Origin of the sequence: Actinoplanes sp. CA-030573 (genome assembly GCF_050951115.1) — a bacterium.
Lineage (GTDB): Bacteria > Actinomycetota > Actinomycetes > Mycobacteriales > Micromonosporaceae > Actinoplanes.
Genome location: NZ_CP192038.1, coordinates 4,390,467 through 4,411,117, shown reverse-complemented (window position 1 = coordinate 4,411,117; position 20,651 = coordinate 4,390,467). Strand labels below are relative to the sequence as shown.

At 73.2% G+C, this 20,651-nt stretch carries 23 protein-coding genes; 8 read left to right on the top strand and 15 right to left on the bottom strand.

The window, feature by feature from the left end:
• The first annotated feature begins 30 nt into the window (after nt 1-30).
• The 3 genes from ACQP2F_RS20530 (at nt 31) to ACQP2F_RS20520 (ending at nt 3,101) form a co-directional block, all read left to right on the top strand.
• Nucleotides 31-1,743 (top strand): GAF domain-containing SpoIIE family protein phosphatase, encoded by a 1,713-nt coding sequence (locus ACQP2F_RS20530; RefSeq protein ID WP_433306345.1) that lies wholly within the window; start codon nt 31-33, stop codon nt 1,741-1,743.
• Nucleotides 1,744-1,807: 64 nt separating this feature from the next.
• Nucleotides 1,808-2,275 (top strand): SRPBCC family protein, encoded by a 468-nt coding sequence (locus ACQP2F_RS20525; protein WP_433306343.1) that lies wholly within the window; start codon nt 1,808-1,810, stop codon nt 2,273-2,275.
• The gene (locus ACQP2F_RS20520; RefSeq protein WP_433306341.1) at nt 2,253-3,101 is read left to right on the top strand and encodes a Rieske 2Fe-2S domain-containing protein; all 849 of its coding nucleotides are present in this window, start codon (nt 2,253-2,255) and stop codon (nt 3,099-3,101) included. The genes ACQP2F_RS20525 and ACQP2F_RS20520 overlap by 23 nt, the downstream gene beginning before the upstream one ends.
• Before the next feature lie 123 nt (nt 3,102-3,224).
• Here the strand turns inward: ACQP2F_RS20520 and ACQP2F_RS20515 are convergent, their stop codons facing one another.
• The 9 genes from ACQP2F_RS20515 to ACQP2F_RS20475 all read right to left on the bottom strand — a co-directional run bounded on the left by ACQP2F_RS20515 (nt 3,225) and on the right by ACQP2F_RS20475 (nt 10,783).
• Complete coding sequence (locus ACQP2F_RS20515; RefSeq protein WP_433306339.1) at nt 3,225-3,776, bottom strand: DUF6328 family protein; 552 nt, start codon at nt 3,774-3,776, stop codon at nt 3,225-3,227.
• Nucleotides 3,773-5,008 (bottom strand): PP2C family protein-serine/threonine phosphatase, encoded by a 1,236-nt coding sequence (locus ACQP2F_RS20510; RefSeq protein WP_433306337.1) that lies wholly within the window; start codon nt 5,006-5,008, stop codon nt 3,773-3,775. Before ACQP2F_RS20510 ends, ACQP2F_RS20515 begins: the two co-directional genes overlap by 4 nt.
• Before the next feature lie 13 nt (nt 5,009-5,021).
• Complete coding sequence (locus ACQP2F_RS20505) at nt 5,022-6,047, bottom strand: DNA topoisomerase IB (protein WP_433306335.1); 1,026 nt, start codon at nt 6,045-6,047, stop codon at nt 5,022-5,024.
• A gap of 28 nt (nt 6,048-6,075) precedes the next feature.
• Nucleotides 6,076-7,011, bottom strand: a complete 936-nt coding sequence (locus ACQP2F_RS20500; RefSeq protein WP_433306333.1) for a TIGR03557 family F420-dependent LLM class oxidoreductase — start codon at nt 7,009-7,011, stop codon at nt 6,076-6,078.
• 76 nt (nt 7,012-7,087) lie between these two features.
• Nucleotides 7,088-7,291 carry a hypothetical protein gene (locus ACQP2F_RS20495; RefSeq protein ID WP_433306331.1) on the bottom strand — a complete coding sequence of 68 codons (204 nt, stop codon included), beginning with the start codon at nt 7,289-7,291 and terminating at the stop codon, nt 7,088-7,090.
• 182 nt (nt 7,292-7,473) lie between these two features.
• Nucleotides 7,474-8,250 (bottom strand): ABC transporter permease, encoded by a 777-nt coding sequence (locus ACQP2F_RS20490; RefSeq protein ID WP_433306329.1) that lies wholly within the window; start codon nt 8,248-8,250, stop codon nt 7,474-7,476.
• The gene (locus ACQP2F_RS20485; protein ID WP_433306327.1) at nt 8,247-9,272 is read right to left on the bottom strand and encodes an ABC transporter ATP-binding protein; all 1,026 of its coding nucleotides are present in this window, start codon (nt 9,270-9,272) and stop codon (nt 8,247-8,249) included. The genes ACQP2F_RS20490 and ACQP2F_RS20485 overlap by 4 nt, the downstream gene beginning before the upstream one ends.
• 150 nt (nt 9,273-9,422) lie before the next feature.
• A complete protein-coding gene (locus tag ACQP2F_RS20480) occupies nt 9,423-10,403 on the bottom strand; it encodes a permease prefix domain 1-containing protein (RefSeq protein WP_433306326.1) in 981 nt (326 codons plus the stop codon).
• Nucleotides 10,400-10,783: a PadR family transcriptional regulator gene (locus tag ACQP2F_RS20475; RefSeq protein ID WP_433306324.1), complete on the bottom strand. Its 384-nt coding sequence runs from the start codon at nt 10,781-10,783 to the stop codon at nt 10,400-10,402. The genes ACQP2F_RS20480 and ACQP2F_RS20475 overlap by 4 nt, the downstream gene beginning before the upstream one ends.
• Before the next feature lie 107 nt (nt 10,784-10,890).
• Between ACQP2F_RS20475 and ACQP2F_RS20470 the strand changes: the two genes are divergently transcribed.
• Nucleotides 10,891-11,088 carry a hypothetical protein gene (locus ACQP2F_RS20470; RefSeq protein WP_433306322.1) on the top strand — a complete coding sequence of 66 codons (198 nt, stop codon included), beginning with the start codon at nt 10,891-10,893 and terminating at the stop codon, nt 11,086-11,088.
• A 42-nt stretch (nt 11,089-11,130) separates the two neighbouring features.
• On the opposite strand, the gene ACQP2F_RS20465 is transcribed toward ACQP2F_RS20470, so the two are convergent.
• Complete coding sequence (locus ACQP2F_RS20465; RefSeq protein WP_433306320.1) at nt 11,131-11,820, bottom strand: response regulator; 690 nt, start codon at nt 11,818-11,820, stop codon at nt 11,131-11,133.
• Nucleotides 11,817-13,565 carry a histidine kinase gene (locus ACQP2F_RS20460; RefSeq protein ID WP_433306318.1) on the bottom strand — a complete coding sequence of 583 codons (1,749 nt, stop codon included), beginning with the start codon at nt 13,563-13,565 and terminating at the stop codon, nt 11,817-11,819. Before ACQP2F_RS20460 ends, ACQP2F_RS20465 begins: the two co-directional genes overlap by 4 nt.
• Before the next feature lie 100 nt (nt 13,566-13,665).
• Between ACQP2F_RS20460 and ACQP2F_RS20455 the strand changes: the two genes are divergently transcribed.
• The 4 genes from ACQP2F_RS20455 to ACQP2F_RS20440 are packed head-to-tail and all read left to right on the top strand — an operon-like array spanning nt 13,666 to nt 17,207.
• Nucleotides 13,666-14,391 carry an ATP-binding cassette domain-containing protein gene (locus ACQP2F_RS20455; RefSeq protein WP_433306315.1) on the top strand — a complete coding sequence of 242 codons (726 nt, stop codon included), beginning with the start codon at nt 13,666-13,668 and terminating at the stop codon, nt 14,389-14,391.
• Nucleotides 14,388-15,086, top strand: a complete 699-nt coding sequence (locus tag ACQP2F_RS20450) for a hypothetical protein (protein ID WP_433306313.1) — start codon at nt 14,388-14,390, stop codon at nt 15,084-15,086. Before ACQP2F_RS20455 ends, ACQP2F_RS20450 begins: the two co-directional genes overlap by 4 nt.
• Nucleotides 15,087-15,111: 25 nt before the next feature.
• On the top strand, nt 15,112-16,371 hold the full coding sequence (locus tag ACQP2F_RS20445; protein WP_433306311.1) for an alpha/beta fold hydrolase: 1,260 nt from the start codon (nt 15,112-15,114) through the stop codon (nt 16,369-16,371).
• 14 nt (nt 16,372-16,385) lie between these two features.
• The gene (locus tag ACQP2F_RS20440; RefSeq protein ID WP_433306309.1) at nt 16,386-17,207 is read left to right on the top strand and encodes a DNA-3-methyladenine glycosylase family protein; all 822 of its coding nucleotides are present in this window, start codon (nt 16,386-16,388) and stop codon (nt 17,205-17,207) included.
• Between the two features lie 17 nt (nt 17,208-17,224).
• Here ACQP2F_RS20440 and ACQP2F_RS20435 read toward each other — a convergent pair whose 3' ends face one another.
• The 4 genes from ACQP2F_RS20435 to ACQP2F_RS20420 are packed head-to-tail and all read right to left on the bottom strand — an operon-like array spanning nt 17,225 to nt 20,649.
• The gene (locus ACQP2F_RS20435) at nt 17,225-18,190 is read right to left on the bottom strand and encodes a cation diffusion facilitator family transporter (RefSeq protein WP_433306307.1); all 966 of its coding nucleotides are present in this window, start codon (nt 18,188-18,190) and stop codon (nt 17,225-17,227) included.
• A 37-nt stretch (nt 18,191-18,227) separates the two neighbouring features.
• The gene (locus ACQP2F_RS20430; protein ID WP_433306305.1) at nt 18,228-19,046 is read right to left on the bottom strand and encodes an endonuclease/exonuclease/phosphatase family protein; all 819 of its coding nucleotides are present in this window, start codon (nt 19,044-19,046) and stop codon (nt 18,228-18,230) included.
• A complete protein-coding gene (locus ACQP2F_RS20425; RefSeq protein WP_433306303.1) occupies nt 19,043-19,972 on the bottom strand; it encodes a glycosyltransferase family 9 protein in 930 nt (309 codons plus the stop codon). The genes ACQP2F_RS20430 and ACQP2F_RS20425 overlap by 4 nt, the downstream gene beginning before the upstream one ends.
• Complete coding sequence (locus ACQP2F_RS20420) at nt 19,969-20,649, bottom strand: SDR family oxidoreductase (protein ID WP_433306301.1); 681 nt, start codon at nt 20,647-20,649, stop codon at nt 19,969-19,971. Before ACQP2F_RS20420 ends, ACQP2F_RS20425 begins: the two co-directional genes overlap by 4 nt.
• Nucleotides 20,650-20,651 lie beyond the last annotated feature (2 nt).

Sequence of the window (20,651 nt, the reverse complement as noted above, 5' to 3'; positions counted from 1 at the left end):
GAACGCCGGGAAACGTGGGATGCGGCCCCCGTGTCAGCGCCCGCGCCCCCGCCGGTCGCCGGAGCCCGCGTCCAGGCCGAGCTCCGGCGCGAGTCGTTGCGGCGTACCGGCCTCGGGCCCGCCCCGGACGAGGGCCTGGACCGCTTCGCCGCGATGGTCCGTTCCGTGCTGCGCGTCCCGCTGGCCGTGGTGTCCCTGGTCGCCGACGACCGCCTGATCTTCCCCGGCGCCAGCGGGCTCGACGAGCCGTGGCAGTCACGACGGCAGATGCCGGTGTCGCATTCGCTCTGCCGGCACGTGGTCGCCACCGAGAAGCCGCTGGTGGTCATCGACGCGCGCACCGACGAGCAGGTGCGCGGCAGCCCGGCGATCGACGATCCGGGCGTCGTCGGGTACGCCGGCATGCCGTTGACGGACGACGGCGGCACCGTCCTCGGATCGCTGTGCGCCATCGACGAGGTGCCCCGCTACTGGACCGGGGCCGAGCTGTCGGTGCTCGCCGGGCTGGCCGCTTCCTGCTCGGACAGCCTGCGCGCGCGCATCGCCAACCACCGGGCCGAGGACGCCGTACGCCGTACCGAGCTGCTGCTCTCGGCCAGCCGGACGCTGGCCGACGCCGACACCGTCGGCAAGGTGGTCGACGCCGTGCGGGACCTGGTGACCGGCAGCATCGACCCCGCGTACGTCGGCGTCGCGCTGGACGACCACGACGGGTACCGCCCGGCCGGCGCGCTCAACCCGGCGGCGCTGGCGGCGTGGCCGGACCGGACCGTGCTGCTGCCCGACCTGGCCGCGGTCGGGCTCCGGGCCCCGGCGGCCCTGGCGACGTTCGAGGAGATGGGGTGGCAGTCGGCGGCCAGCGTGCCGTTGCGCGGCACGCATGGCTGGCTCGGCACGCTGACCTTCGTGTGGAACCAGCCGAACCCGCTCGACCAGGCGGAGCAGTCCATCCTCGCGGCGCTGGGCGGCTTCGTGGCCCAGGCGCTGAGCCGCGCCCACGTGCTCGCGGACCGGCGCGCCGCCGCCGCGGTCCTGCAGAAGGCGCTGCTCAGCCCGCTGCCGCGGCACGAGAACGTACGGATCGCGGCCCGCTACCTGCCGGCCCACCACGAGGACCACGTCGGCGGCGACTGGTACGACGCGATCAGCCTCGACCCGGACCGCCTCGCGCTGATCATCGGCGACGTCACCGGGCACAGCGTGACCGCCGCCGCGGCGATGAGCCAGTACCGCAGCATGCTGCGCACCTTGGTGATCGACCGCCAGGAGCCGCCGTCGGCCGTGCTGCGCCGGCTCGAGCACACCGGCCGGGCGGCCGGCACCAAGAACCTGGCCACCGTGCTGCTGGCCTACCTCGACCCGGGCCCGGCCGGCGGGCACCAGCTGACCTGGGCGAACGCCGGGCATCCGGCACCCATCCTGGTGCTGCGCGACGGGCACGTCTCGGCGCTTGGCACCCACGACCCCCTGATCGGCGCCCTGCGCCACACGTCACGCCGCAACCAGACGCTCTACCTCCCGCCGGGCGCGATCCTGGTGCTGCACACCGACGGGCTGGTCGAGAGCCGGTCGGTCAGCCTCGACGAGAGCCTGGCCGAGGTCCATCGCCTGGTCGCCGCCGATCATTGGGCCGGCCCCGGCGCGCTCGCCGACCGGCTGCTGCGGCACGCCGAGACCACGACCGGGGAGGACGACGTGGCACTGCTGATCGTCGCCACGCCCGGACCGCCGGTCCCGGAGTGACGCCGCCGCGGGCCCGCCGCGGGACGGCGCGTTACCAGCGCCGGTGCCGGGGTACCTGAAACGCATGGCGACCGTCACCCGCACAATCCGAACCACCCCTGAACGCGTCTTCGCTGTGCTGGCCGACGGCTGGGCGTACAGCGACTGGGTGGTCGGCACCGCCCACATCCGCAACGTCGACCGCACCTGGCCGGCGGTCGGGTCCCGGCTGCACCACAAGGCCGGGCCGTGGCCGCTCTCGCTGAAGGACTCCTCGACCGTGCTCGCGATGGTCCCCGAGCGGCGGCTCAAGCTCCGGGCCGGGCTGTGGCCGCTGGGCGAGGCGACGGTCGACATCGTGATCGAGCCGGCCGGGCCGGAGACCACGAAGGTGACCATCCACGAGGACTTCCACGCCGGGCCGCTGCACGTGCTGAGGAACAAGATCAACGACCTGCTGCTGCATGGCCGCAACATCGAGGCGCTGCGCCGGTTGGCCGAGATCGCCGAGCGAAAGGACTTTTCCCGACATGAAATTGCTCACCCGGCTTGAGGAAGCCCGCGCGCTCGACCCGGTCAGCGACAAGATCCAGAGCGCGGTCCAGGCCGCGGTCAAGCCTCGTACGCTGCGCGACCTGCTGCACGGCACGTGGCTGGGTCACCCGCTGCACCCGGTGATGGTCCAGGTGCCGGTCGGCGCGTTCATGAGCGCCGCCGTCCTCGACCTGATCCCCGGCCGCCGCAAGTCGGCCACCGCGCTGATCGCGCTGGGCACGGCCACCGCCGGTCCGGCCGCGGTGGCGGGCTGGCTCGACTGGTCCCAGATGACCAAGGACCGGCGGCGGGTCGGGCTCGTGCACGCGGCCGCCAACCTCACCGCGGTCGGGCTCTACGCGAGCTCGCTGATCGCCCGGCTGCGCGGGCAGTCGGCCCGGGGCAAGGCGCTCTCGTACGCCGGCCTGTCGGTGGCCGGTGTCGGCGCCTATCTCGGCGGCCACCTCGCGTACGCCCAGAGCGCCGGCACCAATCAGGCGGCGCCGGAGATCGTCCGCCTGCCCGAGGACTGGACCGTGGCCTGCTCGCTGGCGTCGCTGCCGGACCGCAAGACGGCGGTGCGCAAGGTCGCCGACGTGCCGGTGCTGCTCTACCGCGACGGCGACCGGGTCAGCGCCCTGATCGAGCGGTGCGCCCACGAGACGGGACCGCTGGGCGACGGCGAGGTCGTCGGCACCGGGCGGGATGCGTGCGTGGTCTGCCCCTGGCACGGCAGCACGTTCCGTCTTTCCGACGGGGGCGTGGTGCACGGGCCGGCCGCCAGCAACCAGCCGGTGGTGCCGTGCCGGGTGCGGGAGGGGCAGGTCGAGATTCGCCAGCCCTGAGGTTCCCCCGGGGGGCGTTGTGGACGACGGCGCCGACTTGTCGTAGCCGAGCGCTGATGTCGCCCCACCCAGTGACCGGGTGGGGCGACAGTCAGCTGTCCGGGCGACACTCAGCTGCGCGGGTCAGATCGGGTCGTGCCTCGGGCCGGGGCCGCCGCCCTCGGTCTCGGTGGCCTCGTCGTCCTCCTCCTCGTCCTCCTCGTCGATCCAGTTGTGGCGGTACCACGGGATGCCGGCCCAGAAGACCAGGAAGAAGAGCGCGGTCGCCCCGCCGAGCACCAGCGCCATCGGGCGGCTGAGCAGGTAGTCGACGATCAGGAAGACGCTGGTCACCATGGCGATCAGCAGGAACGCCAGGCCGCCGGTGGCCATCCGGTGGGCGAAGCGGACGAGCTCCGGCTTGCGGCCCTGACGGAACAGCGCCCGGTGGAAGGCCACCGGCGAGATGATCATTGCGGTCGAGGCGGCGGCGGCCAGCAGGGCGACGACGTAGACGTCCTTCTGGAACGGGGTGGTCCTCGGGAAGCCGTTGCTGAAGGGGAGCGTCAGCAAGAACGCGAACAGGATCTGGATGCCGGTCTGCGCCACCCGCAGTTCCTGCAGCAGGTCGGCGAAGTTGCGGTCCCAGCGGTGCTTCTCGTCCTCGTTTTTGATGCGGCGTTTCTCGGGGGTCATGCCGCCGGTGGATGCCCCGTGCAGTGATCACTGAAACGCCGTACGACCAGGAGCGCGACGTCGTCGGTGGGCGCGTTGAGCCCGACCCTCGCGATGATCCGGCCGCACAGCAGCTCGGGCGGGGCCGGCTCCACGATCCGGGTGAGCCGGTCCAGGCCGACGTCGATCACCTCGCCGCGCCGCTCGACCAGGCCGTCGGTGTAGAGCACCAGGGTGGCGCCGGGCGGGAGGGGCACGGCGGTGGTGCGGCGGCGGGGCTGGGCGTCCACGCCGAGCGGCGGGTCCGAGGGCAGCACGGTCACGGTGGCCGGCTCGCCGGGGACGGCCAGGATCGGCGGCGGATGGCCGGCCGAGGAGACGAGCGCCTCCGAGCGGTCGGGGCTGATCATCGCGTACAGGGCGGTGGTGAGGCTGCCCGCCTCGAAATGCCGGACCTTGCGGTCCAGGAGGGTGAGGGCTTCGGCGGGGTCGTCGGCGATCAGCGTGTACGCGCGCAGCGCGCTCCGGATGCGGCCCATGACCACCGCGGATGCCAGGCCGTGACCCGAGACGTCGCCGATGACCACGCCGAGCCAGCCGGACGGCAGGGGGAACACGTCGTACCAGTCGCCGCCGATGCCGAACTCGTGGCCGGGCACGTAGCGGGCGGCCATCTCCACGCCGGGCACCTCGGGCAGCGTGCTGGGCAGCAGGCTGCGCTGGAGGGCGAGCGCGGCCGCCTGCTCGAGCTTCCGGCTGCGGATCCGCCCGGCGGCGCCGGCCCGGTCGGCGGCCAGCTGCAGGAGCCGGACCTCCTCGGCGGTGAACTCCCGCCGGTGCCGGGTGCCGACGTGCAGCACGCCGATGACCTCGTCGGCCACGATGATCGGCACGCCGAGCAGAGAGCGGATGCCGAGATCGATGAGGATCGGGTTGACCACGTTCTCGGGGCTGACATCGCTGATCATCAGGGGACGGCGGGTCTCGGCGATCCGGCCCGCGAACCCCCGCCCGACCGCGATGCGGACGCCGCGGCGTACCTCCTCCTCCAGGCCCTTCGCGGCGGTGGCCACCAGCTGGCGGGAGTGCGGGTCGATCAGCAGGATCGCGGCGGTGTCGGCGTCGAGCAGGTCGCGGACCCGGTCGAGCAGCTCGTCGAGGAGATCCGAGGCGTCGAGGCGGGACAGCGTGGCGTCGGTGACGGCCTTCAGGCGCCGTAACCGTTCGTCGTTGCGCATACTGTCCACGCCCATGTGCACAACCTACTCAGGTGTCCTCGCGGATCAGGTCGCGGACCGCCCGCTCGGTATCGTTCGTGACCGTCCGGCCCTCTTCATACCTTTCGATCACCCGAGGATCAACATAGGCGGACCGGGCGACGGCCGGGGTGTTGCCGAGCAGCCCCGCGACCTCCTTCATGGCGTGCGAGACCGCCTTCTTGCGCTTGGCCTCGGTCGGCTGCGGACCCAGCTCGGCCAGCTCCTTGGCCGCCTTGACGGTGCCGTGCCAGGTCCGGAAGTCCTTGGCCGTCATCCGCTCGCCGCTGATCTCCTTGAGGTAGTCGTTGACCGTGTCGGCGTCGATCTCCCGCCATCTGCGGGAGCCCGCGTCGTAGTAGGCGAACAGCCGGTCCTGGCCACGCCGCCGGCGCTTGAGGTCCTTGAGCACCGAGCAGACCTCCGCGTCACCGACCGTGCCCGAGTGCTCGACGCCCGACTTGCCGGGGAAGTTGAGCAGCACGCACCCGCCCTTGGTGCTCAGATGGTCGGGCCGCAGGGTGGACAGCCCGAACGAGGGGTCCTCGTCGCGGGCCGCGTACTCGTCGCTGCCGATCCGGAACATGCCCATGTCGAGCAGCCCGACGATGGCGGCGAGCACCCGCTCCCGGGTCAGCCCGCGCCCGGTGGTCAGGTCGTTCTGGAGCCGGTCGCGGATCTTCGGCAGCCGGACCGAGAGCGCGAGCACGCGGTCGAACTTCTTCGCGTCGCGGGCGACGCGCCACTCGGGGTGGTAGAGGTACTGCTTGCGGCCGGCCGCGTCGACGCCGGTGGCCTGGATGTGCCCCCGCGGGTCCGGCGAGATCCACACGTTCTGCCAGGCCGGCGGGATGACCAGGGCCTTGATCCGCTCGATCGCCGCGGCGTCGTCGAGGCGGCGGCCGTCGGTGTCGAGGTAGGTGAATCCTTTTCCGGAGCGGCGACGGGACAGCCCGGGCCTGGACAACTCGCTCCGTCGCAACCGCGCCACGCTTTCCTCCACGTTTGTCCCGGGGGTTGCCGGATGCCCCGGCATCGAGACCGGCAAACCCCCGGGTCATCCGTCACAGGAACTCGCGACGATACAGATCGATGAGCTCGCGGTAGTTCGGGCCGATGTTGGCCACGTACACCTCGTCGAAGCCCGCCTGCTCGTACTTCTTGAGCTGCTCGGCGTGCCCGGCCGGGTCGTTCCCGCACGGCATCGACTCGCGGATCATGTCCGGGGTGACCAGCTCCGAGGCCTGCTCGAAGTGCTTGGGCGAGGGCAGCACCTGGGACAGCTCGCCGGGCACGCCGGAGTTGGCCCACAGCCGGTGGGCGATCTCGGCGCCCTCGTCCTCGGTCGGCGCCCAGCAGCCCTTGAAGCCGCCCTGGGCCGGGCCCTTGCCGCCCTGGTCCCGATAGCTCTTGAGCGCGTCACCGTCGGGCATCGTCGAGATGAAGCCGTCGCCGATGCGGGCCGCGACCTCGAGCGCCTTGGGACCGAACGCGGAGACGTACACCTTCGGCGGCTCGGCCGGCCGGGTGTACACCTTCGCCTGGTCGACGGTGTAGTGCTTCCCGTGGTGGGTGACGTACTCGCCCTGCCAGAGCTGCCGCATGACGTCGACGGCCTCCTCCAGCATCTCGAGGCGCTCGTCGGCGAACGGCCAGCGGTCGCCGAGGATGTGCTCGTTGAGCGCCTCGCCGGTCCCGACGCCGAGCACGAACCGCCCGTCGTGCAGCACGGCGCTGGTCGCGGCGGCCTGAGCGACGATCGCCGGGTGGACCCGCATGATCGGGCAGGTCACGGCGGTGGTGATCGGGATCGTGACGGCCTGGCTGAGCGCGCCGATGATCGACCAGACGAGCGGGCTCTGCCCCTGGGCGTCGTTCCACGGGTGGTAGTGGTCGGAGATCCACAGGCCCTGGAAGCCGGCGTCCTGCGCCAGTTTCGCCTGCTCGATGAGCTGAGCTGGGGTGTACTCCTCGCAGGAGAGGAAATATCCGATGCGCATGCCCGCCGGATACCCGTTTCGAAGCCGTCGAAGCGGGCGAACGGCGATTGCCGCGGGCCCGGCCGCCGTCGCCCGATCAGTACGCGTCCGGGTAGCCCCGCCGGCGGAGGGCCTCGTACAGCACCACGAACAGGTCGTGCTGGTCCATGTCGTCGAGGTCGGTGTCCTCGACCGCGTGCCGGATGCAGCTGGCCCGTCCCTCGCTGACCGTCCACGCGCGACGGATCTCGCCGCCGACCATGCACGGGAGGCACAGCATTCCGAGCTCGCGACCCTTCATGGCACCAGACTAGGGCGCGTCTCGTCGAGCGCGGAGCCATTAATCGATGGGCAGTGTGCGCGGCCGGGCAGGACCGGGCCGTTACCGGACCCCACCCCGTTCACTGGGTGGGGTGAGATTACGGCCCGGGTACGACATCTTCGGCGGGCTGTGCACAGGGCCGCCTGCGGCGGCCCTGTGGGCTACAGCGACCGCTGATGTACGCGGTAAGCGCGGGCGGCCAGCCACGCCATCACGACCGCCAGCGCGGCCAGCAGCGCGACCCGGCCGGCGATCAGGCTCCAGTCGGGGTTCGCGGTCAGGGCCTCGCGGCTCGCCACCGCCGCCCAGTCGACCGGGTTGTACCGGGCCGCCGTCGCCACCCAGGCCGGCATCAGCTCGGGAGCGATCATGATCGACGACAGGAAGGCCAGGGGCAGCACCAGGAACTGGGAGACGGCGATGAGCGCCTCCTGCTGGTGGACGACGAGGGCGATCGCGTTGGACAGGCCGGCGAAGATCAGCGCGATCAGCACGGCGCAGGCGAGCACGATCAGCAGGCCGGGACCGCCGCCCGGATAGCGCGCGCCGGCCAGCAGGCCGGTGGCGAACATGATCAGCGATTGGACGACGGTGACCAGCCCCTGGTGGGTCAGGCCGGCGGACACCAGCGCCCAGCGGCGGATCGGCGAGGTGAGCGTACGGTCCATGACGCCCCGTTCCATGTCCTGCACGATCGAGGTGCCGCTCCAGCCGGCCGACATCATCGCGGTCATCACCACGACGCCGGGAGTCAGGTAGTCGAGGTAGTTGCCGCCGCCGAAGCCGGGCAGCTGGGCGATGCTGCGGAACAGCTGGCCGAACAGCAGCAGCCAGACCATCGGCTGCACCAGCGTGAACAGCAGGTATGCGGGCTGACGGGACAGGGTGCGCAGGGAGCGGCCGGTCAGCATCCGCGCGTGGGTCAGGGCGAGCGTCATCGCGCTGCCACCTCCAGGTCGGCTTCCGTGGCCGGGGAGCCGGCGCCGAGGCGGTCGGCCTCGCCGAAGCTGCGGCCCGCGTGGTGCAGGTAGACATCGTCGAGCGACGGGCGGGCGACGCCGACCGCGGCCAGGTCGATGCCGGCGGCGCCGAGCGCGGCCAGCACGCCGGGCAGCACCGCGGCGCCGTTGGTGACGCGGGCGTGCAGGGCGCCGCCCTCGGCCACGATCGTGCCCACCCCGGCGATCGAGCCGAGCACGGCGCGGGCCTTCTCGGTGTCGGACGGCCGGGCCAGGCCGGCCTGGATGGTGTCGCCGCCGAGCGCGCTCTTGAGCTCGTCGGGGGTGCCGGCGGCGACCACCCGGCCGGCGTCGACGATCGCCAGCCGGGCAGCCAGGTGGTCGGCTTCCTCCAGGTAGTGGGTGGTGAGCAGCACGGTCAGGCCGTCCTGCCGGGCCAGCCGGGCGATCTCCGCCCACAGCTCGAGCCGGGCCTCGGGGTCGAGGCCGGTGGTCGGCTCGTCCAGGAACAGCACGCGCGGCCGGTGCATCAGGCCCATCGCCACGTCGAGCTTGCGCTGCATGCCGCCGGACCAGGTGCCGGCCAGCCGCCGGGCGGGGGCGGTCAGATCGAAGCGTTCCAGCAGCTCGGCGGCGCGGGATCGGGCGTCGCGGGCCGGGGTGCCGTGGATGCGGCCCTGGAGGACCAGGTTCTCGAGGCCGGTCGCCATCGGGTCGAAGCCGGGCTTCTGCGAGACGTACCCGATCAGTCGCCGGACGCGCCCGGGATGCTCAGCCACGTCGAGGCCGCTGACCCGGGCGCGGCCGCGATCGGGTCGGGACAGCGTGGTGAGGATCCGGACCGTCGTCGACTTGCCGGCGCCGTTCGGGCCGAGCAGGCCGAAGACGATGCCGGGCTCGACCGAGAAACTCAATCCGGTCAGTGCGGGAACGGCTTTACTTCCTTTCCCGTACGCCTTCGTCAGCTCCTCCGCCTCGATGGCGGGTGTGGGAATGGGCATGGTGACTCTCCTTACCGCGTTCCGCTCGGGGTTCCGTGAAGGAGCCGCGCCTGGGCGCTACCGTGTTGTCTGCGGGCACGCACGGCAGAGTCGAACGACGGCTCCGGGTGTGTCATCGGTGGCCGCGGTGCGCCAACACCGCGGCCACGCCTATTTCTCGGGCTTCTCCGTCGCCGGACCTGCCGTCGCCGGACCTGCCGTCACCGGACCTGCCGTCGCCGGACCTGCCGTCACCGGACCTGCCGTCGCCGGACCTGCCGTCGCCGGGACGAAGAGCATGCGGGCGACCATGACCATCATGATCACGATGCCGCCGACGATCGCGAGCCAGGACCACAGCCAGCCGACAGTCAGGGTCAGCAGGACGAAGACGGCGATCGCGATCACCCAGTCGACCAGGACGTAGATGCCGAAGCGGGCGGCGGCGCTGGGGTCCTCGGTGAAGCGGTTGCCGACCTCGGCGTGGGCTGCGGCCATCCGCATCGCCCACTGCTTGCGGCGGTTGGTCTGGGTCGCGCCCAGGTAGCTCAGGATGCCGGCGCCGGCCAGCAGCAGCGCCGCGCCGGGAACGAGCCAGGCCAGGTCGCCAGTGTGCAGGCAGAGCCAGCCGCAGCCGAGCCCGGCCAGCACCAGGAACGCGCCGACGCCGTACCAGGCGGCCCGCCCGGCCGGCATCGGGTGGTTGCCGGTGGTCTCCTGGCGCAGCGCGTCGGCCGTGATCACGCCGCCCGCCACCGCCACGAGAAGGGCGGCGACCACCTCTCCGGCGAGCGCGACGCCACCGGCGAGGGCGGCCAGGGCCAGCACGGCGAGGCCGGTGACGACGACCGCCGACAGCAGCACCGTGCGCAGCACGAAGGCCGGCCGGGGCCGGACCCGGTGCACGGCCAGCGCCGCCGGCCCGGTCGTCTCGGTGCCGTCGAGGATCGCGCTGATGTCGCCGAGCTCCTCGATCGCCCGGCGGGCCGCGGCCGGACCGGACAGCCCGCCGGCGGCGAGCTCGGCGGTGCGGGCGACGAGGTTCGCGCGTACCTCCTCTTTGAGATCTTGCCGTTCGGGGGTCATCTCGATGCCGGTGAACGCCTCGTCGAGCAGGCGATGGACGTCCGCCGTGTCGCTGTCGTGGGTCACGATGATCGCCCTCCGGGGGCCGTGTCGAGATCGAGAAGGGTGTCGATGAGATCGCGGGTGAGCGCCCAGGCCGCGACGTTGCGCTGGTGGACGGCCCGGCCCGCGTCGGTGATCCGGTAGTACTTGCGGCGGCCGCCCTGGCTCTCGTCGCCCCAGTAGGCCTCGATGAGGCCGTCCTTCACCAGCCGGCGGTAGGTCGCGTAGAGCGTGGCCTCCTTGATCTCATGTCGCCCTCCCGTGGCGTCCCGGATCCGTTTGAAGATCTCGAACCCGTAGCGGTCCTCGTGGCGCAGCACCGCCAGCACGATCGTGTCGGTGTGGCCGCGCAGCAGATCGGCCGCGAGGACGTCCACGCTGTCGTCGCGGGTTTCCTCAATCACGGCAACTACTGTATCAGGCACAGTACTCGGCGCGGTATAGCTAATCTGCCGCGCCCTGCTCGGCGGTAATGCGCGCTTTCGTCCCGGTTCCGCCGTAGATTGAGGCGATGGACTACCAGGTCAGCGTCGATGTGGAGAAGATCGCCCGATGGCAGGTCCGCCTGGCCGGACTCGCCGACGCCCACCGGCACCAGCCGATCGAGTCGCACCTGCGCCAGCTCGCGGCCGAGCTGCACGACGAGGTGCCCGAGGAGTGGTGGGTCAGCCAGCCGCCGCCGCTCGACAACCGCATCCGCAACAGCTGACGCGGCGGGCATGGGTGAGCAGAGCGACTTCGCTCTGCTCGCCTACCGGCGCGGCAGCAATCGTGGCCGGGGCCGGAGGCCATCCTGGCCGGGCTCCCGGAGGCCGGCCTCGTAGGCCAGGATGACGAGGTGCACGCGGTCGCGGGCGTCCATCTTGGTCAGCAACCGCCCGACGTACGTCTTGACCGTCGGGTTGGTGATGCGCAGGCGGTCGGCGATCTCCGCGTTCGAGGCGCCGGCCGCGATCAGCTCCAGAACCTCGAGCTCGCGGTCGGTCACCGACGCGGGCACCCGGCGGCACGGCGACGGCCGGCCGGGGTCGCGGACCACCTGCTCGATGAGCCGGCGGGTGACCGTGGGCGCGAGCAGGGCCTCCCCTGCGGCGACCACCCGCACGGCCGCCACGATGTCGTCGAGGTCCATGTCCTTCACGAGGAACCCGGACGCGCCCGCCCGCAGCGCGCCATAAACGTATTCGTCGTCGTCGAAGGTGGTCAGCACCAGCACCTTCGCCTCGCCGGCGATGGCCGCGGTGGCCGCGATGCCGTCCATGCCCGGCATCCGGACGTCCATCAGCACGACGTCGGGCCGCACCTCGCGCGCGAGCCGCACCGCCTCTCCGCCGTCGCCCGCTTCGCCGGCCACCTCGATGCCGGCCGCCGCCGCGAGAACCATCCGCAGGGATGAGCGGACAAGGGCGTGGTCGTCGACGAGCAGGACCCGCAGTGTCATGCCGGCTCCCGGGCGGGAAGCCGGGCCGTCACCCGGAAGCCGCCGCCGGGCCGTGCGCCCGCGCTGAACGTCCCGCACAGCAACGCCACCCGCTCGCGAAGGCCGGCCAGCCCGAAGCCGCCCTCGTCGGAGACCGCGGCGTCGCAACGGCCCAAGGACAAGGGAGGGCCCGCCGAGGAGGGAAGGTCCGGCGAGGAGGGACGGCCCGCCGAGGAGGGAAGGCCCGGCGAGGAGGGACGGCCCGCCGAGGAGGGAAGGCCCGGCGAAGAGGGACGGTCCGGCGAGGCCGGACAGTCCGGCGTGGACGGGTGATCGGAAGCGGAGGGACGGCCGGCGGCGGCGTCCCTGGTGGCGACTTGCTCCGCGGAGGCTGGGGCGACGGAGTGGCCGGCGTCGGTGACTTCGATGGCCAGCGCGTCGGGCAGGTAGTCGACCGCTACCGAGCAGGTAGCCGCGCCGGCGTGACGCATCACGTTGGTCAGGGATTCCTGGATGATGCGGTAGGCCGAGAGGTCGACCTCGGGTGGCATCGGGCGCGGGCGGCCGCGCCACTGCAGGTCTACGCGGACGCCGGCGGCGGTGGTGACGGCGGCCAAGCGTTCGACGTCGGCCAGGCCCGGGCCGGCGTGCAGGAACGCGGCGCCGGACCCGAGCTCGACGGACGGCGGGTGGGGCGAGGGGACCGGCTCACGCTGGACGGGCGGCGGATAGGGCGAAGTGACCGACCCCGGCAGGGCGGACGAAAGGCGCGACAAGGCGACGCGCTGCCGCTGGGCGGACGGCGGGCCGGGCGAGACGAGGGGCTCGCGTTGGGCGGACGACGGGCCGGGCGAAACGAGGGGCTCGCGCTGGGCGGACGACGGGCCGGGCGAGACGACGGGCTCGCGTTGGGCGGACGGCGGGTGGGGCGAGAGGGCGGGCTCCTGCTGGGGCGGTGGCGGGTGGGGTGGGGCCGGTGCGGGGTGCCGGGGAGCGGGGCCGGGCTCGCGCAAGGTGAGCAGCATGTGGCGCAAGCCGGAAAGGGTCTCGCGGCCGGTGGCCTCGACGGCTCGCATGGCTGCCCGGGCGTCCTCGGGGTGTGTGTCCAGCACGCGTGCGGCGGCGCCCGCCTGGAGGGCGATGATGCCTACGCTGTGGGCGACCTGATCGTGCAGCTCGCGGGAGATGCGCAGGCGCTCGGCGACGACGGCCTGGGCCGCCGCCTGCTCGCTCAGGCGGCGGGCGTAGGAACGGGCCTGCCGCAGCGAATAGCCGATCAGGCCGGCCACCAGTGACGGCATCACGGCGAAGGTCAGCCAGAACCAGGCGTGCCCGTCCGCCGTCGCCGAGCCGAGGCGGGCCGCGGCCGGCAGGATGACCAGGATCAGCGCGAACGCGGGTGCCCACGTCCACGGTGGGTGCATCGCCACCAGGTAGGCCAGGGCGACCTGGATGGAGATCAGGAACCAGGAGACCTCGGCCTCGTCGGCGTTCCGGCCGGCCGCGACCGACACCGTCACCGACGCGACGGCGAGCAGGACGAGAGACAGCACGGGACGGCGCGCCAGCAGGCGGCCGGCGACCACGGCGGCCACCACCGCGGTGACGATCGCCGGCCACGCCCACGCGGGCATGGCGGGCAGGCCGCTCGGCATGCGCGGCAGGCCGAAGCGGCCGCGCAGCACGGCGGCGGCCGCCACGCACCAGAGCACGGTCACCCAGGCGCCGAGCGGCACCCGGCGCATCGGGGAGCGCGGGCGGGTCATGGGGTGATGCTAGGCAGCGCGGCCCGGAAGGGCATCCGACCACGGTATGACAACCCTGGGTCGATGACGGCGCGACCGGCCGGGGGCCACGGTGGACGCCATGATCGAGGTTTGCGAGCTCACCAAACGCTACGGCGGCACGACCGCCGTCCAAGACCTGTCCTTCACCGTACGGCCGGGGCACGTCACCGGCTTCCTCGGTCCCAACGGCGCCGGCAAGACGACCACGTTGCGAGTCCTGCTCGGGCTCGACGCGCCGACCGCGGGACGCGCCACGATCGGCGGCGTCCCGTTCGGCCGGCACCGGCGCGGGCTGCGGCACGCGGGGGCCCTGCTCGACGCGGGACAGGCGCACCCGGGGCGGACGGCCGAGGCGCATCTGCGCGCGCTGGCCCGCAGCAACGGGCTTCCGTCCGTACGGGCGCGGGAGGTTTTGATCGAAGTGGGTCTGGAGGCGGCCGGGAAGCGGCGGGTGGGCGGCTTCTCGCTGGGTATGCGGCAGCGGCTCGGCATCGCGGCGGCGCTGCTCGGAGACCCGCCGGTGCTGATCTTCGACGAACCGGTCAACGGGCTCGACCCGGAAGGGGTGGCGTGGGCGCGGCGGCTCTTCCGGCGGCTGGCCGGCGAGGGACGTACGGTCTTCCTCTCCAGCCATCTCATCGCCGAGCTGGCCAGCACCGCCGATGAGCTGGTCGTGATCGGGCGCGGCCGGCTGCTCGCGGCCGAGCCGGTCGACGTCTTCGCCGCCCGCGCCGGCTCGCTCGAGGCCAGTTTCCTGGCGCTGACCGCGGGCAGCGTCGAGTACCGCGCCGGGAGCGCGTCATGACCGATCTGCTCGCCGCCGAGTGGCTCAAGCTGCGGTCGCTGCGCTCGACCTGGTGGACGCCGGCCCTGACCGGCCTCGCCGTGGTGACCTCGGCGTTGCTGTCCGCGCAGGGCCACGACGAGCACACAGCGTTCCCGCTCGCCGGCTATCTGATCCTGATGATCGTGGCGGTCGCGTCCGGCGCCGGCATGATCAGCGCCGAGTACGCGACCGGGCTGATCCGCGCCACCACGGTCGCCGTCCCGGCCCGCGGCGAGCTGCTCGTGGCCAAGGCCGTCGTGCTGGCCGCGGTCTGGACCGTGGCGGGCTCGGTCTTCACCGTCGCGTCGTTCCTCGCGAGCGCGGGATTTGCCAGTGCCGGCGCCTTCGCCGGAGCGATCCTGGTCGCGCCGGTCTGCGCGGTCATCGGGCTCGGCCTCGGCGTGCTGATCCGGCACGGTGCCGCCGCGGCGGTCACCGGCATCATCCTGCTCGCGCTGGTGCCGCAGCTGCTGTCCACCCGCCGGCCGCTGACCGTCGCCGTCAACCACGCGATGGTGCTGCCCGCCTGGCAACGACTGACGCACTCGTACGGGCCACCGGGTCACGTCGGGCACCTCTACCCCGGGCTGCCGGCCGCGGTGGTGGTCTACGTCGTCTGGCCGGTCGCGATCATGGCGGCGGCCCTCGTCACGATCCGCCGCCGGGACGTCTGACGCTTCGTCCCCCTAGGGTGGGTTCATGATCGCTCACCCGGGACTGCGCTTCACCGACCACACCGTCACCGTGCCGCTCGACCACGTGCGGCCCGATGACGGGACGATCGAGGTCTTCGCGCGCGAGGTGGTCGCGGCCGACCGGGCCGGCGAGGATCTGCCGTGGCTGCTCTACTTGCAGGGCGGGCCGGGCGGCAAGTCGCCGCGGCCGGTGCGGGCCGAGAGCTGGATCGGCCACGCGGTCAAGACGCATCGGGTGCTGCTGCTCGACCAGCGCGGCACCGGCCGGAGCACGCCGATCGTGGCGGCGACGGCGGGTGGGCGTACGGATGCGGAACTGGCTTGGTATCTGTCGTTGTTCCGGGCCGACAGCATCGTCGCCGACGCCGAGATCCTACGGGAGCGGATCGCCGGTGGCGCGAAGTGGGACACGCTCGGGCAGAGCTACGGCGGGTTCATCACGATGGTCTATCTGTCGGCCGCGCCGCAGGGTTTGCGTACCTGCTACGTGACCGGCGGGTTGCCGGGTCTGACGGCGACGGCGGACGAGGTCTACGCCCGGACCTACCCGCGCGTGGCCGGCAAGAACGCCGAGTTCTACGCGGCCTTCCCGGGCGATCGGGCCGCGGTGCGACGGATCGCCGACCACCTGGCCGGCGAGGACGTGCGGCTGCCCGACGGGGATCGGCTCACCGTGCCCCGGTTGCGCGCGCTGGGCAACGCTTTCGGCATGAGCTACGGGTACGCCGAGGTCCATTGGCTGCTCGACGAGGCCTGGCACGGGCCGGCGCTGTCCGACACGTTCCGCTACCAGGTGATGATGCGGACGGGCTTCGTCGACCAGCCGTTGTTCGCCCTCCAGGAATACTGCTACGGCCAGGCGAACGGGCCGACCGGCTGGGCCGCGGACCGCGCGCTGGCCGCGCACCCGGCGTTCGCGGCCGACCGGGATCCGCTGCTGTTCACCGGCGAGATGATGTACCCCTGGATGTTCGAGCAGGTCGCGGCGTTGCGGCCGTTCGCCGGCGCGGCGCACATCCTGGCCGCGCGCGAGGACTGGCCGGTGCTCTACGACCGCGGGCGGCTGGCCGCCAACGAGGTGCCGGTGCTGGCCGCGGTCTACGCCGACGACATGTACGTGGACGCCGGCCTGTCGCTGGAGACGGCGGCGGCGGTGGGCAACGTGCGCGCCTGGGTGACCAACGAGCACCAGCACGACGGGCTGCGCACGGCCGGCCCGGAGGTGCTCGGCCACCTCATGGAGATGGCCGGCGGCCGCCGGTAGGGCATTCTGACGACATGCAGATCACCGCCGTACGCGAGGTGGCCGGCCCGTGGTCGCTGGCCACCTGCCGGGCCTTCTGGGAGGGCTTCACCCCGGCCGCCCTGACCGACCAGGGTGACGACCTGCGGACGACCTTCCTCGTCGACGCCGACTGGACGCGGGCCGAGGTGACGGTCCGGCAGGACGGCGCCACCGCCCGGCTGACGCTCACCGGCGACGGCGATCTGGAGGCGGCGGCCGGGCAGACCGCCCGGTTCCTGGCACTGGACGTCGACGCCACCGGGTGGCCGGCCGTCGGCGAGCGCGACCCGGTCGTGGGGGCGGTCCAGCGGCGGTTCCCAGGCCTTCGCCCGTGCGGGTTCCACTCCCCGTACGAGGCGGCGGTGTGGGCGGTCCTCTCCCAGCGCATCCGGATCACCCAGGCCGCCCACCTGCGTACCGGCCTGATCGAGGCGCACGGTGACCGCGGCGCCCTCCCCGACCCGGCCCGGCTGCGCGTCCTCGACCTCGACCTGCCCGGCCGCAAGGCCGAATACCTGCGCGCGGTGGCCGAGGCCGCCCTCGACGGTGTCCTCGACGGCGCCCGGCTGCGCGAGCTCGGCGCGGAGGCGGCGGTCGAGCAGGTCCGTCAGGTCAAGGGGCTCGGGCCGTTCGCCGCCGAGCTGGTCGTGGTGCGCGGGGCCAACCATCCGGACGCGGTGCCGCACCACGAGGCGCGGCTCCGCGCGGTGGTGGCCGAGCTCTACGGCCCAGGCACCACCCTCGAACAGCTCGAGCCGCAGTGGCGGCCGTTCCGCACGTGGGCCGCGTTTCACCTGCGGGCGAGCGCCGGGTAGACGCCGAGCATCGAAAGTCACGCCGGCTGCTGCCGGCCCGCGCCGGCGCCGCGGCCGTGGTCGTCCGGGACGGCCGTTCCCGATGGTGACCCGACCGGGGTGACCGTCACGTGGGCGATCGCCGGGTCGGCGAGCAGGTCGTCGCGCAGCCGGCCGACCCGGGCGACCAGCTCGCCGCCGTCGTGCGGGGCCACCTCGACGTTCACCAGCAGCCGGGACGGCCCGACGTAGACCGCGCTCACGGTGGCGTCGCCCACCCAGTCGGTCCCGGTGACCGTACGCCGGATCGGCTCCACCACGTCGTCGGGCGCGGCCTCCTCGAGCAGCAGCCCCTTGGACCGGCGGGCCAGCAGGAAGGCGACCACGATGAGCAGCAGGCCGATCAGGATGCTGCCGATCGCGTCCCAGACCGCCCAGCCGGTCGTGGCGTGCAGCACCAGCGCCACCAGGGCCACGGCCAAGCCGATCAGCGCCGCGGTGTCCTCCAGGAAGACGGTGGTGGCGCTGGGGTCGGAGGCGCGGGTGAGGTGCTCGACCATCGAGCGCTTCTTCTCCCGGGCGTCGCGGCGCAGCTGCTGGTGGGCGGTGTGCCAGGACCAGCTCTCGAAGCCGGCCGCCACCACCAGGACGCCGACGCCGACCCACAGCGACTCGACCGGCTCGGGCAGCAGCAGGCTGCGCACACCCTCGCCGATCGACAGCGTGCCGCCGACGAGGAAGATGCCGAGCGCCGCCAGGAAAGCCCAGAAGTAGCGCTCCTGCCCGTAGCCGAACGGCCGTCGCGGGTCGGGACCGCCCGCCGATTTGCGCAGCCCTACGAACAGCAGCACCTCGTTGCCGGTGTCGGCGACCGAGTGCAACGCCTCGGCCCACATCGAGGCCGACCCGGTCAGCAGCGCCGCCACGATCTTCGCCACCGCGATGGCCAGGTTCGCGGCCACCGCCACGACCACCGTCTTGAAGCTTCCACCCTCGTCGCTCACGCCTGCCCGTTACCCATCGACCGGCGCGGATAACCGGTCACGGCTGCCAACCACCCGGCGGGTGATCGGGCACGCGCAGCTCGGCCAGGACGCCGGCGTGGTCGCTCGGCCAGACGCCGCCGACCGGCTCGTCGAAGACCCGGCGGCAGTCGGCGGCGGCCAGGGTGGGCCCGTGCACGCCGCAGCGCACCATCACGTAGTCGATGCGGCGGCCGGTCTCCAGCGACATCTCGCCCGCGGTCACCAGCGGGTTGCGCGGGCCGAACGTGTAGCCGGGTGCGTCGCCGTGCACGGCCGCCCAGGCGTCCTGGTAGCAGACGCTGACGCCGTGCAGCGACTGCCGGCCGGTCCAGAAGCGGATGCTGGCGGCGCCGGGCGGGGCGTCGAAGTCGCCGGCCAGCACCACGTGCATGTCCCGCCCGGCCAGGGCGTCCTCGACGAACGTCGCGCACTGCACGGCCTGCAGCTCCCGCTCGTGCTCGTAGCCCCACTCGTAGGTGGGCTTGTGATGGACGAACAACAGCGGCCCGACCGGCGGTGGCGCCTCGATCTCGGCCACCACGGCCGCCGACCACGGCAGGTCGACCCGGTCGGTGACGTGCAGGTCCACCTCGTACGCGGCAGTGACCGGCCAGCGGGAGGCGAGCACCGCGCCCACCCCGTCGGGCGAGCGGCGCGAGTGGGCCACCACCTGGTACTCGGGCCCGAGCAGGTCGGCCGGGTCGACGACCTCCTGGAGGGCGACCAGGTGTGGCCGCAGGTCGGCGATGCCGTCGCGCAGCAGCGGCCGCCGCCGGTCCCAGCCGGCATGCTCCGGGGAGAGCACGTTGACCGTCAGGACGGTGAGGCCGGTCATGACGACGCCGGGGCCCCGGTCAGGTCGGCGGCCGCGGCGAGGACCTCGTCGGCGCCGATGGCCAGCAGAGCCGGGTGCACGTCGGGGCCGGGCAGATCGCCACGCTCGCTGCGGGTGCCGTGCCAGATCGGGCGGTGGTACGGGCGGTCCGGCGGTCCCCAGCGGGCGGGCGACATCGGGCCGAACAGGGTCACCGAGGGCGTGCCGTAGGCGGTCGCCAGGTGCGCGATGCCGGTGTCACCGCTGATGACCAGGCGGGCGTGCGCCACCAGGGCGGCGAGGTCGGCGAGGCCGGTGCCGGGCACGGCCGACGGTGGCAGCCCGGCGCGCTCGGCCACCCGTACCCGCAGATCGCGCTCGGCAGCGGAACCGGTGATCACCACCTGGTGTCCCGCCCACCGCAGGTGCCGCGCCACATCGGCGAAGCGGTCGACCGGCCAGCGCCGCGACGGCGACTTGGCGCCGGGATGGATGATCGTGACGCCGTGCGGCACCGTACTCGGCGGCACCGCGAGCGCCAGGTCCGACTCGTCGGCCTCCACCCCGTAGTGCCGCAGCAGCCGGCACCAGCGCAACACCTCGTGCTCCTCCTCCACCCACTCCGGTCCGTCGAGGTGGTCGGCCTCGGCGTTGGCGAACGCCCACAGCGTGCCGGGCGCGGCGGCGTGCAGCAGGCGGTGCGACTCGGGGCCCCGGCCGTGCAGGTTGACCGCGAGCCGCGGCGGCGGAACGTTCCAGCGGTGCAGGCTCAGCCCGTCGGTGGGCACGATGCGGCCGACGCCGCCGATCAGGTCGATCAGCGGCGTCAGCCACAGCGGGGCGGCGAGCGCCAGCGGTTCACCGTAGAAGGCCGCGCTCAGGCCGCGGATGGCCGGGACGGCGGTCAGAAGATCGCCGACGCCGAGAGCACGAAGAACGAGGATCACGGGTACGACGTCTCGGTCTCGGCCGCGACGACCAGTTCCCGCACCGCGCAGCCGGGCGGCTGGGTCAGCGCGAAGACGATGGCGGCGGCCACGTCGGCCGGGTCGTTGAGCACCGCGTCCGGGCCCGGCTTGTACCGGTCCTCCCGGTCGTCGAAGAACCGGGTGCGCATGCCGCCGGGGATGAGCAGCGTGACGTTGACCTGCCCGGCCAGCTCCGCGGCGAGGGCCCGGGTGAAGCCGACGACGCCGAACTTGGCCGCGCAGTACGCGGTGGCGTCGGCGACCGCCTTGATGCCCAGCGTGGACGAGACGGTGACGACCGAGCCGTGCGAGCGCTTCAGCGCCGGCAACGCGGCCCGCACCACGGCCGCGGTGGCCAGCAGGTCGACCGCGACGATCCGGTCCCACTGCGCGCCGGGCAGGTCGGCGAGCGCGCCGGGCACATCCATGCCGGCCGCGGTGACCACGCCGTCGAGGGACCCGCCGGCGAGCTCGATCGCGGCCCGCGTGGCCTCCTCGGCGGCGCGGGTGTCGGCCAGGTCGCACTCGATCCACGGGACGTCACGCGCGGGCCGCTGCCGGTCGATGACCAGCGGGCTGCCGCCCTCCTTGGCCACCGCGTCGACGACGGCGGCGCCCAGGCCGCTCGACCCGCCGGTGATCAGCACTGAATCCATGG

Bases quoted from the DNA above. Each gene is read 5' to 3' on its own strand.
- ACQP2F_RS20525 (WP_433306343.1), top strand. From the start codon at position 1,808: ATGGCGACCGTCACCCGCACAATCCGAACCACCCCTGAACGCGTCTTC.
- ACQP2F_RS20520 (WP_433306341.1), top strand. From the start codon at position 2,253: ATGAAATTGCTCACCCGGCTTGAGGAAGCCCGCGCGCTCGACCCGGTC.
- ACQP2F_RS20515 (WP_433306339.1), bottom strand. From the start codon at position 3,776: ATGACCCCCGAGAAACGCCGCATCAAAAACGAGGACGAGAAGCACCGC.
- ACQP2F_RS20510 (WP_433306337.1), bottom strand. From the start codon at position 5,008: ATGGGCGTGGACAGTATGCGCAACGACGAACGGTTACGGCGCCTGAAG.
- ACQP2F_RS20505 (WP_433306335.1), bottom strand. From the start codon at position 6,047: ATGCCGGGGCATCCGGCAACCCCCGGGACAAACGTGGAGGAAAGCGTG.
- ACQP2F_RS20500 (WP_433306333.1), bottom strand. From the start codon at position 7,011: ATGCGCATCGGATATTTCCTCTCCTGCGAGGAGTACACCCCAGCTCAG.
- ACQP2F_RS20495 (WP_433306331.1), bottom strand. From the start codon at position 7,291: ATGAAGGGTCGCGAGCTCGGAATGCTGTGCCTCCCGTGCATGGTCGGC.
- ACQP2F_RS20490 (WP_433306329.1), bottom strand. From the start codon at position 8,250: ATGACGCTCGCCCTGACCCACGCGCGGATGCTGACCGGCCGCTCCCTG.
- ACQP2F_RS20485 (WP_433306327.1), bottom strand. From the start codon at position 9,272: ATGCCCATTCCCACACCCGCCATCGAGGCGGAGGAGCTGACGAAGGCG.
- ACQP2F_RS20470 (WP_433306322.1), top strand. From the start codon at position 10,891: ATGGACTACCAGGTCAGCGTCGATGTGGAGAAGATCGCCCGATGGCAG.
- ACQP2F_RS20465 (WP_433306320.1), bottom strand. From the start codon at position 11,820: ATGACACTGCGGGTCCTGCTCGTCGACGACCACGCCCTTGTCCGCTCA.
- ACQP2F_RS20460 (WP_433306318.1), bottom strand. From the start codon at position 13,565: ATGACCCGCCCGCGCTCCCCGATGCGCCGGGTGCCGCTCGGCGCCTGG.
- ACQP2F_RS20455 (WP_433306315.1), top strand. From the start codon at position 13,666: ATGATCGAGGTTTGCGAGCTCACCAAACGCTACGGCGGCACGACCGCC.
- ACQP2F_RS20450 (WP_433306313.1), top strand. From the start codon at position 14,388: ATGACCGATCTGCTCGCCGCCGAGTGGCTCAAGCTGCGGTCGCTGCGC.
- ACQP2F_RS20445 (WP_433306311.1), top strand. From the start codon at position 15,112: ATGATCGCTCACCCGGGACTGCGCTTCACCGACCACACCGTCACCGTG.
- ACQP2F_RS20440 (WP_433306309.1), top strand. From the start codon at position 16,386: ATGCAGATCACCGCCGTACGCGAGGTGGCCGGCCCGTGGTCGCTGGCC.
- ACQP2F_RS20430 (WP_433306305.1), bottom strand. From the start codon at position 19,046: ATGACCGGCCTCACCGTCCTGACGGTCAACGTGCTCTCCCCGGAGCAT.
- ACQP2F_RS20420 (WP_433306301.1), bottom strand. From the start codon at position 20,649: ATGGATTCAGTGCTGATCACCGGCGGGTCGAGCGGCCTGGGCGCCGCC.